This is a genomic window from Cellulomonas hominis (assembly GCF_005239125.1).
Taxonomy (GTDB): Bacteria; Actinomycetota; Actinomycetes; order Actinomycetales; family Cellulomonadaceae; genus Cellulomonas; species Cellulomonas hominis_A.
In genome coordinates, this window is sequence record NZ_SZYE01000164.1 from 1 (window position 1) to 9,153 (window position 9,153).

General features: G+C 76.7%; 9 protein-coding genes and 1 pseudogene. 5 read left to right on the plus strand and 5 right to left on the minus strand.

From position 1 onward, the window contains the following. The 4 genes from FA014_RS15640 to FA014_RS15655 all read right to left on the minus strand — a co-directional run. The coding region (locus FA014_RS15640) for a DHA2 family efflux MFS transporter permease subunit (RefSeq protein WP_154730579.1) at positions 1 to 1,613 on the minus strand (1,613 nt) is incomplete at its 3' end. 71 nt (positions 1,614 to 1,684) lie between these two features. After that, positions 1,685 to 2,242: a PadR family transcriptional regulator gene (locus tag FA014_RS15645; RefSeq protein ID WP_230323237.1), complete on the minus strand. Its 558-nt coding sequence runs from the start codon at positions 2,240 to 2,242 to the stop codon at positions 1,685 to 1,687. A 97-nt stretch (positions 2,243 to 2,339) separates the two neighbouring features. After that, positions 2,340 to 3,074, minus strand: coding sequence for an SIR2 family NAD-dependent protein deacylase (locus tag FA014_RS15650; protein WP_154730580.1), 735 nt, complete (start codon positions 3,072 to 3,074; stop codon positions 2,340 to 2,342). Between the two features lie 9 nt (positions 3,075 to 3,083). Beyond that, positions 3,084 to 3,944 carry a LysR family substrate-binding domain-containing protein gene (locus FA014_RS15655; RefSeq protein WP_154730581.1) on the minus strand — a complete coding sequence of 287 codons (861 nt, stop codon included), beginning with the start codon at positions 3,942 to 3,944 and terminating at the stop codon, positions 3,084 to 3,086. A gap of 96 nt (positions 3,945 to 4,040) precedes the next feature. Here FA014_RS15655 and FA014_RS15660 point away from each other — a divergent pair, with 96 nt between their 5' ends. Next, positions 4,041 to 4,421: a DUF5997 family protein gene (locus FA014_RS15660; RefSeq protein WP_154730585.1), complete on the plus strand. Its 381-nt coding sequence runs from the start codon at positions 4,041 to 4,043 to the stop codon at positions 4,419 to 4,421. A 160-nt stretch (positions 4,422 to 4,581) separates the two neighbouring features. Here the strand turns inward: FA014_RS15660 and FA014_RS15665 are convergent, their stop codons facing one another. After that, on the minus strand, positions 4,582 to 5,100 hold the full coding sequence (locus tag FA014_RS15665) for a hypothetical protein (RefSeq protein ID WP_154730582.1): 519 nt from the start codon (positions 5,098 to 5,100) through the stop codon (positions 4,582 to 4,584). Positions 5,101 to 5,265: 165 nt separating this feature from the next. Here FA014_RS15665 and FA014_RS15670 point away from each other — a divergent pair, with 165 nt between their 5' ends. The 4 genes and pseudogenes from FA014_RS15670 to FA014_RS15685 form a co-directional block, all read left to right on the plus strand. Continuing rightward, positions 5,266 to 6,393 carry a heme/hemin ABC transporter substrate-binding protein gene (locus FA014_RS15670; RefSeq protein ID WP_154730583.1) on the plus strand — a complete coding sequence of 376 codons (1,128 nt, stop codon included), beginning with the start codon at positions 5,266 to 5,268 and terminating at the stop codon, positions 6,391 to 6,393. Between the two features lie 89 nt (positions 6,394 to 6,482). After that, positions 6,483 to 7,529: a FecCD family ABC transporter permease gene (locus FA014_RS15675; protein WP_419178414.1), complete on the plus strand. Its 1,047-nt coding sequence runs from the start codon at positions 6,483 to 6,485 to the stop codon at positions 7,527 to 7,529. After that, positions 7,526 to 8,422, plus strand: a complete 897-nt coding sequence (locus FA014_RS15680) for a heme ABC transporter ATP-binding protein (RefSeq protein WP_230323238.1) — start codon at positions 7,526 to 7,528, stop codon at positions 8,420 to 8,422. The genes FA014_RS15675 and FA014_RS15680 overlap by 4 nt, the downstream gene beginning before the upstream one ends. Beyond that, a pseudogene (locus FA014_RS15685) lies at positions 8,419 to 9,153 on the plus strand (hypothetical protein); the annotation flags it as partial. The gene FA014_RS15680 and the pseudogene FA014_RS15685, both read left to right, overlap by 4 nt.

Below are 9,153 nucleotides of genomic sequence, written 5' to 3' on the forward strand. Positions count from 1 at the left end.
GGGCTCGACGGCGGAGGTGGGAGCGCGACATGACGGGGTCTCTGGATGCGGGCTGGGCGGTCGCCTGGGTGCGTCGCACGGCGCAGGTGGTGACCGAGCACCGGGACGAGCTCATCGAGCTCGACCGCCGCGGAGGCCGGGGCCGCCGCCGGGGCGCCGTGGCCGCCGCGGGCCGGGGCCACGAAGAACGCCACCAGCACCGCGCCGACCAGGGCGATCGCGGCGGGCAGCAGCAGCGACTGCGCCATGGCGTCCGAGAACCCGCTCGTCAGCGCCGGGGGCAGCGAGCCCGCCGCCTCGGCCGCGCCGGTCGACTCCCCGGCACCCGCGCCGAGCTCGGCCACCAGGCGGGCCTGGATGAGCGCGGCGATCGCGGCCGAGCCGAGCACGGAGCCGATCTGCCGGGTCGTGTTGAACACGCCCGAGCCGGCCCCGGCCTGCGCGCGGGGCAGGTTGCGCGTCGCGGTGGAGGAGATCGGGGACCACAGGCACGCGTTCGCCACGCCGAGCACCGCGCTCGGCAGCAGCAGCCGCGCCCACTGGTCGGGGTCCGGGCTCAGCCAGAGGAAGAACCACACGAGCGCGCCGGCCTGCAGCAGCATGCCGACGAGCGCGATGTTCCGGGGGTTGGCGGTGTCGACGACGCGGCCGATCACCGGGGACAGCACCAGGGTCATGACCGCCATCGGCGCGAGCATCAGCGCCGAGCGGGTGGGGGAGAAGCCGAGCACCAGCTGGTAGTAGAAGACCAGCGGCAGGGACATCGAGGTGACGGTGAAGCCCAGGGCGCTGATCGCGCCGTTGGCGAGCGCGAAGTTGCGGTCGCGGAACAGGCCGAGCGGCAGCAGCGGCTCGACCCGCGTCCGCGCCTGGTGCCAGACGAACGCCACGAGCACCGCGACGCCCGCGCCGACCACGCCCCACACCGGGAGCCAACCGCCGATCAGGCCCCAGTCGTAGGACTGGCCCTCCTGGATGCCGAACACCAGCAGGAACATGCCGAGCGCGCTGAGGACGACGCCGAGGACGTCGAACCGGTGCGCGTGCGTCTCGAGCCGCGGCACCAGGCGCCAGGCCAGCACGAACGCGACGACGCCGACCGGCACGTTGACGAAGAAGATCCACTCCCAGCCGAGGCCGTCGACCAGCACGCCGCCGAGGATCGGGCCGACCAGGGTCGCGACGCCGGCGACGGCGCCCCACAGGCTCATCGCCTTGCCGCGGGAGTCCGGCGGGAACATCCGGGTGATGACGGCCATGGTCTGCGGCGTCATCAGCGCGGCGCCGAGCCCCTGCACGGCGCGCGCCGCGATCAGCACGCCGATCGACCCGGCGAGGCCGCAGGCGAGCGACGCGAGCGTGAAGACCACCAGGCCGGTGAGGTACACCGGCTTGGGGCCGAAGCGGTCGCCGAGCCGCCCGGTGACGAGCAGCGGGGCGGCGTAGGTGAGCAGGTAGGCGCTGGTCACCCAGATCACCGCGTCGATGTCGGTGCCGAGCCCGGCCATGACGGCGGGGTTGGCGACGGACACGATGGTGGTGTCGACCAGGATCATGAAGAAGCCCACGACCAGCGCCCAGAGGGCGGGCCAGGGACGGGTGGTCTCGGACATGGGGGTTCCTCGCAGGGACGCGTGCTCGCGCGGAGCAGGTGGAAGGGCGCGCGGCGGGGTGCCGCGCCGGGTCACCAGGCGATGTCGCCGGACTCGATGCCCTCGATGAAGGTGGCGATCCAGGTCGACTCGGTCTCGTAGACCGCGATCTGGTACGTCAGGTCGATCCAGTAGCGGGCCGGGAGGTCCTTGGCCCGGACCCGTTCGACGCCTGCGCGCAGGTCGTCGAGCTCCGCCGCCAGCCGGGAGCGCCGGTCGCGGAGCAGGGTCAGGACGGTGTCCCTCGGCAGGTTGTGCGACTCCGCCAGCGCGAGCGGCAGGCGGGGGTACTCGTTGACCGGTGCGGCGATCATCGCGGCGAGCTGCTCGGTGAGCGCGTCGCGGCCGGCCGGGGTGATCTCGTAGGTGGTGCGCTCGGGACGGTTGCCGGCGCGCTCGGTGCCGACGGCCCGCACGAGCCCGTCCCGGTGCAGCCGGTCCACCGAGTGGTAGAGCGAGCCGGGGCGGACCTTGACGACGCGGTCCGTGGCGCGGTGCAGGAGCACCTGGTGCATCTCGTAGGGGTGCAGGGGACCCTCGACCAGCAGCCCGAGGACCGCGACCGCCAAGGGGGTGAGTGCGCCTGCCACGTGATGCTCCTTCTTGAATACTCCACGTGGACTATAGGACATCTGTCCCATGCAGGGAAGTGGGCGCGCGGGTGGCGCCCGCCGCGCGCGACAGCCGTCAGGCGCGGGCGAGCAGCTCCGCGACCAGCGTCGGCAGCGCCTGCTCGATCGGCTCGCGCACCACCCGGTCGGCGATCCCGTCGTAGGGCGTCGGCTCGGCGTTGACGATGATCACCTCGGCGCCGGAGTCGGCCGCCAGCGCCGCCAGGCTCGCGACGGGCTGCACGGTCAGCGTGGTGCCGACCGCGAGCAGCACGTCCCCGTCGGTGGCGGCGGCGATCGCGCGCTCCAGCGCCCGGTCCGGCAGCCGCTCGCCGAAGTAGACGACATCCGGCTTGAGGATCCCGCCGCACACCGTGCACGGCGGGTCGGGCTCGGCGTCGAGGCGGGCGAGCACGTCGACCGTCGGCTGCCGGTCGCCGCACGCCAGGCAGGAGGTGGTGCGCAGGGTGCCGTGCAGCTCGACCACGTCGGCGGGGTCGGAACCCGCGGCCTGGTGCAGCCCGTCGAAGTTCTGCGTGAGCAGCGCCTGGAGCCGCCCGGCGGTCGCCAGGTCGACCAGCGCGCGGTGCCCCGCCGCCGGCCGCGCCGTCCACGCGGGGTGCGTGCGCCACATCTGCCAGCCGCGGCGCCGGACGTCGGGGTCGGCGACGAGCCGGCCGATCTCGAGCAGCTCGGCCTGCTCGGGGTGCCGGGTCCAGGTGCCGTCGGGTCCGCGGAAGTCGGGGATGCCGGCGCCGGTGGAGACGCCGGCGCCGGTGAGGACCGTGACCCGCAGGCCGGGGGCGGGCATGTGCACGGCTCAGCGCCCCTTGCGGCCGCGGAACGAGCCGGGTCGGCCGCCGGACCGCCCGCGCCCGCCCCCCGAGCCGAACGAGGGGCGGCCGCCGCGCGCGGGTGCGCCGCCGCCCGTGCCTCCCGCGCCCTTCCGGGCCCCGCCCGTGCTGCCCGGACGACCCGCCTTCGCGCCCTTCCCGGGCGCTGCGGCTGCCGCGTCCGCGGGCGGCACGGTGCCGCGGCCCCGCGAGCTGTTCGCGGTGCGCCCCCGCACGATCCCGATCAGCTCCTCGACCAGCGGGTCGCCGTCCCGGTCGCCGAGCCAGGCGAGCGCGGTCCGCGACCCGGGTGCGTCGGTCAGCGGCCGGTACGTCAGGTCCTTGCGGTGGTGCAGCCGGGCCAGGGACTGCGGCACGAGCAGCAGCCCGACGCCCGAGGCGACGAGCGCCACCGCCTCCTCCGTCGTCGCGGGCTGCGGCAGGAGCGACGGCTCGCCGGGCGCGTCGGCCCAGCGCAGCACGTCGTCGGCCGGGGTGATCAGCGTCTCCTCGGCCAGGTCGTCCGGGCCCACCTCGTCGAGCGCGGTGAGCAGGTGGTCCTTGGGGAGCACGACCACCGTGGTCTCGACGTACAGCGGGATCGCCGAGAGCACGTCGCGGTCGACCGGCAGACGCAGGAGGGCGGCGTCGGCCTCGCCGCGCGCGAGCACCGCGCCGGCCTCGGCGGCGGGCGCGTGCACCAGCTCGAGCGGCACGTCGGCGACCCGCTCGCGCCAGGTGCGGACCCAGGAGGCGGGGACCACGCCGGGGACGAGCAGCAGCCGGAACCGCTGCCGGTCGTCGGTCGCGGCGGGGTCGGCGGGCTCGGCCGCGGGGTGCTCGGACATCGGCGTCAGCGTAGCCGCGCCCGGCGTCCGTATCCTGGTGCGGTGACCTCCGAGCCCACCCCCGCTCCCGCCCGCCGCGCGCGCACCCCGCAGACCATGAAGCCGGCCACGGCCGCCGCCAAGCTCGGGGTCTACCTGCCCGCGACGCCCGCGGAGTTCCAGGCGGGTCCCGTGTCCCGCGAGCAGCTCGACGACCTGCAGCGGAACCCCCCGGCGTGGCTGACCGAGCTCCGGAAGAACGGCCCGCACCCGCGGTCCGTCGTCGCCGCGCGGCTGCGCATCTCGACGTCCGGCCTGGCCCGCAACGGCCTCACCGACCCGCTCACGACCGAGCAGATCGACGCCATCGTCGAGGAGTCGCCGGAGTGGCTGCACCGCGAGCGCGCCACGCAGGCCGAGGTGAAGCGCGAGGAGCAGCGGCTGCGTGAGCGCGACGCCGCCCGCGCCGCCGAGCCGGGCGACCGCCCCCGCCGCTGACCCCCGGGACCACCCCACCGCTGCCGGACCCCCGCCCCACCCCCGCCCCACCCCGGTCCCCCGGGCGCCGAGATGGCAACTCTCGGCTGTGCGGCGGCGCCGGCGGGCAGCCGAGAGTTGCCATCTCGGCGGGGTGCGCGGGGTGCGCGGGGTGCGCGGGTCAGCCGTGGGCCAGGAGCTCCAGGGCCACGACCGCGACGCCGAGGGCGACCTCGGCGACGAGCACCACGAGCTTCTGCCACCCGGGTAGCGCGACGCGGCGCACCGCGAGCCAGCCGACCACCCCCAGGCTCGCCACCAGGGCGATCGTCGACGCCCGCAGGGCCCCGTCGACGGTCCAGGACCCCGTGGCCGCGACGCCCACGAAGACCATCGGCGGCACCAGCACGCCGAGCGCCCCGGTGCACACGGCGACCATGTGCCGCGCCTCGGCGGCGGTCGGCAGCGCGGCGTGCACGGCGATGTGCGACACCATGTCGGCCAGCAGCACCGCGAGCAACGTGCCCCCGACGGTGATGAGCAGGGTGGTCGCGGCGACCCCCGCGGCGACGTCGCCGTGCGACCGCAGCGTGAGCACCACGGCCAGCGCCGCGAAGGTCACGTAGACCCGCTCCTTGAGGCGGTCGGCGCGCTCCCCGGGGGTGAGGGCGGGGGCGTCGGCGCGGGCTCGGCGGTCCATCGGCCCAGGTTAGGCGGCGTCACCCGAAGGTGTCCGATCCGCCCGTCCCGGCATGACGTCTTGTCTTCTGAGGGTTGGCTAACTTAGGTTTGGCTCACCTTCGCCACGGCGCCCGCTCGGAGCGCCCCCGTGCGCGAGCCTCACCCGCACAGGAGTCGCTTCGTCATGCCCGCACGCCCGCTCGTCCCACGCCGCCGCGCCGCCCGCCGGTCGGTCCCGGCCCTGGTGGCGGCCGTCGTCGTGGCGGTGCTGGCGGGGTGCACCGGGGTGGCGGGCGCGTCCGGCGGGACCGCGGCGGTGGCGGGGGACCGGCCCGCGCTGGCCGACCTGTCGCCCCTCGACGACCCGCGCGCCTGGGAGGGCGAGCAGACCGCCGTCGCCGCCGCGACGCCCGTGGACCCGGTCGCCGACGCCCCGCGGCCCGCGCTGCCGGTCACGGTGACGGACGCGCAGGGCACGGAGGTCACCGTCACCGACACCAGCCGCGTCCTCGCGCTCGACCTGTACGGCTCGACGTCCCGGATCGTCTTCGAGCTCGGCCTGGGCGGCAGCGTCGTCGGCCGGGACTCCTCGTCGGACTTCCCGGAGATCGCGGACCTGCCGGTGGTGACGACGAGCGGGCACGACCTGTCCGGGGAGGCGATCCTCGAGCTCGCCCCGACGCTGATCATCACCGACACCACGCTCGGCCCCTGGGACACCGTGCTGCAGATGCGGGACGCGGGCATCCCGGTCGTGGTGGTCGACGCGCACCGCGAGCTCGGCACGGTCGGCGACCTGATCGCGGCGGTCGCGGCGGCGGTCGGGCTGCCGGACGAGGGCGCCGCCCTCGCGGCCCGCACCCAGGCGGAGATCGACGACGTCCGGGCCCAGATCGAGCGGCTGGCCCCGGCCGACCCCGCCGACCGGCTGCGGGTGGCCTTCCTGTACCTGCGCGGCCAGGCCGGCGTCTACTACCTGTTCGGCGAGGGGTCGGGCGCGGACTCGCTCATCGAGGCGCTGGGCGCCGTCGACGTCGCCGGCGAGACCGGCTGGCAGGGCATGCGGCCGGTCACCGACGAGGGGCTCGTGGCCGCCGCCCCGGACCTCGTGCTCGTGATGACGAAGGGCCTGGAGTCGGTCGGCGGGGTGGACGGCCTGCTCGAGCAGCTGCCCGCCGTGGCGCAGACGCCGGCCGGGGAGCACCGCCGCGTCGTCGACATGGCGGACACCCAGGTGCTGTCCTTCGGGCCGACGTCCGCGCAGACGCTCGACGCCCTCGCGCGCGCCTTCTACGCCCCGGACGCCTCGTGACCGCGCTGCGCGAGCCCGGCGGGGCCGGGGCCACCACCCCCGCCGAGCCGGCACCGGCACCGCCGCCCGCCGCCGTCCGCCCGCCCGCCCTGAGCCGCGTCCGGCACCGCCGCGTCGTGCCGCTCGCGATCGGCCTCGTCGTCGCGCTGCTCGCCCTCGCGGTCGTCGCCGCGGGCACCGGGCAGCTCCGCGTGCCGCCGGCCGAGGTGCTGGGCTCGGTGCTGCACCGCCTCGGCGTCGACGCGGGCCCGCTGCCGAGCCACGCCCACGGGGACGCCGCCCTGTGGACCATCCGGTTCCCGCGGGTGGCCATGGCCGTGCTCGCCGGGGCGGCCCTGGCCACCGCCGGCGCCGTGATGCAGGGCGTGTTCGGCAACCCGCTGGCCGACCCCGGCGTCGTCGGGGTGTCCTCCGGCGCGGCGCTCGCGGCCTGCACCGGCATCGTGTTCGGGCTGAACTTCCTCGGCGCCTTCACCTCGGCGGCGCTGGCGTTCGCCGGCGGCCTGGTCACGACGATGGTCGTGTACCTCCTGGCCCGGTCCGGGGGACGCACCGAGGTGGTCACGCTCGTGCTCACCGGCGTGGCCGTCAACGCGGTCGCCGGGGCCGGGATCGCGTTCCTCACCTTCCTCGCGGACACCCAGGCGCGCGAGCAGATCGTGTTCTGGCAGCTCGGGTCGCTGAACGGCACGCGCTGGGAGTACGTCGCGGTCGTCGCGCCGTTCGTCGTCGTCGGGCTGCTCGTGGCCCTCCTCGTCGCCCGGCGCCTGGACCTGCTCGCGCTCGGGGAGCGGGCGGCGCGGCACGTCGGCGTCGACGTCGAGCGGCTGCGGGTGGTCAGCATCGTCGCGGTGGCGCTGCTGACGGCGGCCGCGGTGGCGTTCTGCGGGATCATCGCGTTCGTCGGCCTGGTGGTCCCGCACCTGGTGCGGATGGTCGTGGGACCCGGCCACCGGGCCCTGGTGCCGCTGAGCGCGCTCGGCGGCGCGGTCCTGCTGCTCGGGGCGGACCTGGTCGCGCGCACCGCGGTCGCCTACGCGGACCTGCCGATCGGCATGCTGACCGCGCTGGTCGGCGGACCGTTCTTCTTCTGGCTCATCCGCCGCACCCGCGCCCGTTCCGGGGGCTGGGCGTGACCCCGCGTCCGCGGGCGCCCCGCGGCGCCGAGAGTCCAGAACTGCACGGACATCCGGGACATCTCGACCGCGTTCCTGCACACTCGGCGGTCGCGCTGGCCGGGGCCGGGTACGACGTCGACGGGGTCGTGCTGCTCGACGCGGTGGACCTGCACGTGCGGGGCGGGGAGCTGCTCGCGGTCGTCGGGCCCAACGGCGCCGGGAAGTCGACGCTGCTCGGGCTGCTGGCCGGGGACCTGCACCCGACCCGCGGCTCCGTCACGTCCGACGGCGTCCCGGTCGAGCGCCTGCGCCCCGCCGACCTGGCCCGGCGCCGCGCGGTGCTCCTGCAGGAGCACCGGCTGAGCTTCCCGTTCGCCGTCGCCGAGGTCGTCCGGATGGGCCGCGCGCCCTGGCGCGGCACGGCCGCCGAGGAGGACGACGACCGCCTGGTGACCGAGGCCGCCGCCGCGGCCGACGTGCTGCACCTCGCCGACCGCCGGTTCCCCACGCTGTCCGGCGGCGAGAAGGCGCGGACCGCGTACGCCCGCGCCCGCGCGCAGGCCACGCCGGTGCTGCTGCTCGACGAGCCGACCGCGGCGCTCGACCTGCGGCACCAGGAGATGCTGCTCGGCCAGGCGCGCGACCTCGCCCGCACGGGGCACGCCGTCGTCGCGGTCCTGCACGACCTCAGCCTGGCCGGCGCGTACGCCGACCGGGTCCTGCTGCTCGGCGCCGGCCGGGTGCAGGGGCTCGGGTCGCCCGCCGAGGTGCTGCGCCCCGACCTGCTCGGCGCCGTCTACCGGCACCCGGTCGAGGTCCTCGTCCACCCCCGCACGGGCGACCTGCTCGTGCTGCCCGACCGCACCGCCGGCACCGGCGACGCCCGCACCACCCCGGAGGACCCCCGATGACCCCGACGCCGCTCCGCGCGCTCGCCGCCGCCGCGCTCGCCGCTGCCGCCGCCCTCACCGCCGCCGGACCCGCCGCCGCCGCTCCGCAGGTGGTGGTCGCCGGCGAGGGCGGGCAGCCGGTCGCCGCGGCGGACGCGCCCACGAGCGTGCAGGTGTCCGGCACCGGCTTCCAGTCGGTGCCGGGCGGGTTCGGCGGGGTCTACGTCCTGTTCGGCTGGGTCGACCCGGCGAGCGGTGACGGGTGGCGCCCGTCGGCGGGTGGCGCGTCCGGCGTGCAGTACCGGTACGCCGTGGACGTCCAGGGCCAGGAGAACGCCGGCTACCAGCGGTTCGTCGCGTTCCCCGGCTCGACCACCGCCGTGGAGGCCAACGGGGGCGAGGTCGCCGAGGACGGCTCCTGGTCGACGGACCTCACGATCCCCGGCGCGACCCTCACCGCGCTCGACGCGGACGGCGGCACGGTCGAGGTCGACTGCCGGACCGTGACCTGCGGCGTGATCACCATCGGGGCGCACGGGGTGGCGAACGCGAACAACGAGTCGTTCACGCCGGTGTCGTTCGACGGCGCCGCGGCGGCGGACGGGGCCACCGCCGCGCCGGACGCCGAGCCGACCGCGACCGCCGACCCCGGCACGGAGCCGACCGCCGAGGTGACCGCGGTCGCGGCCCCCGCCGACGCCGGCGCCGCGGGCGGGGGCTCCGGCGCCGCGCCCTGGGTCGTGGCCGGGTCG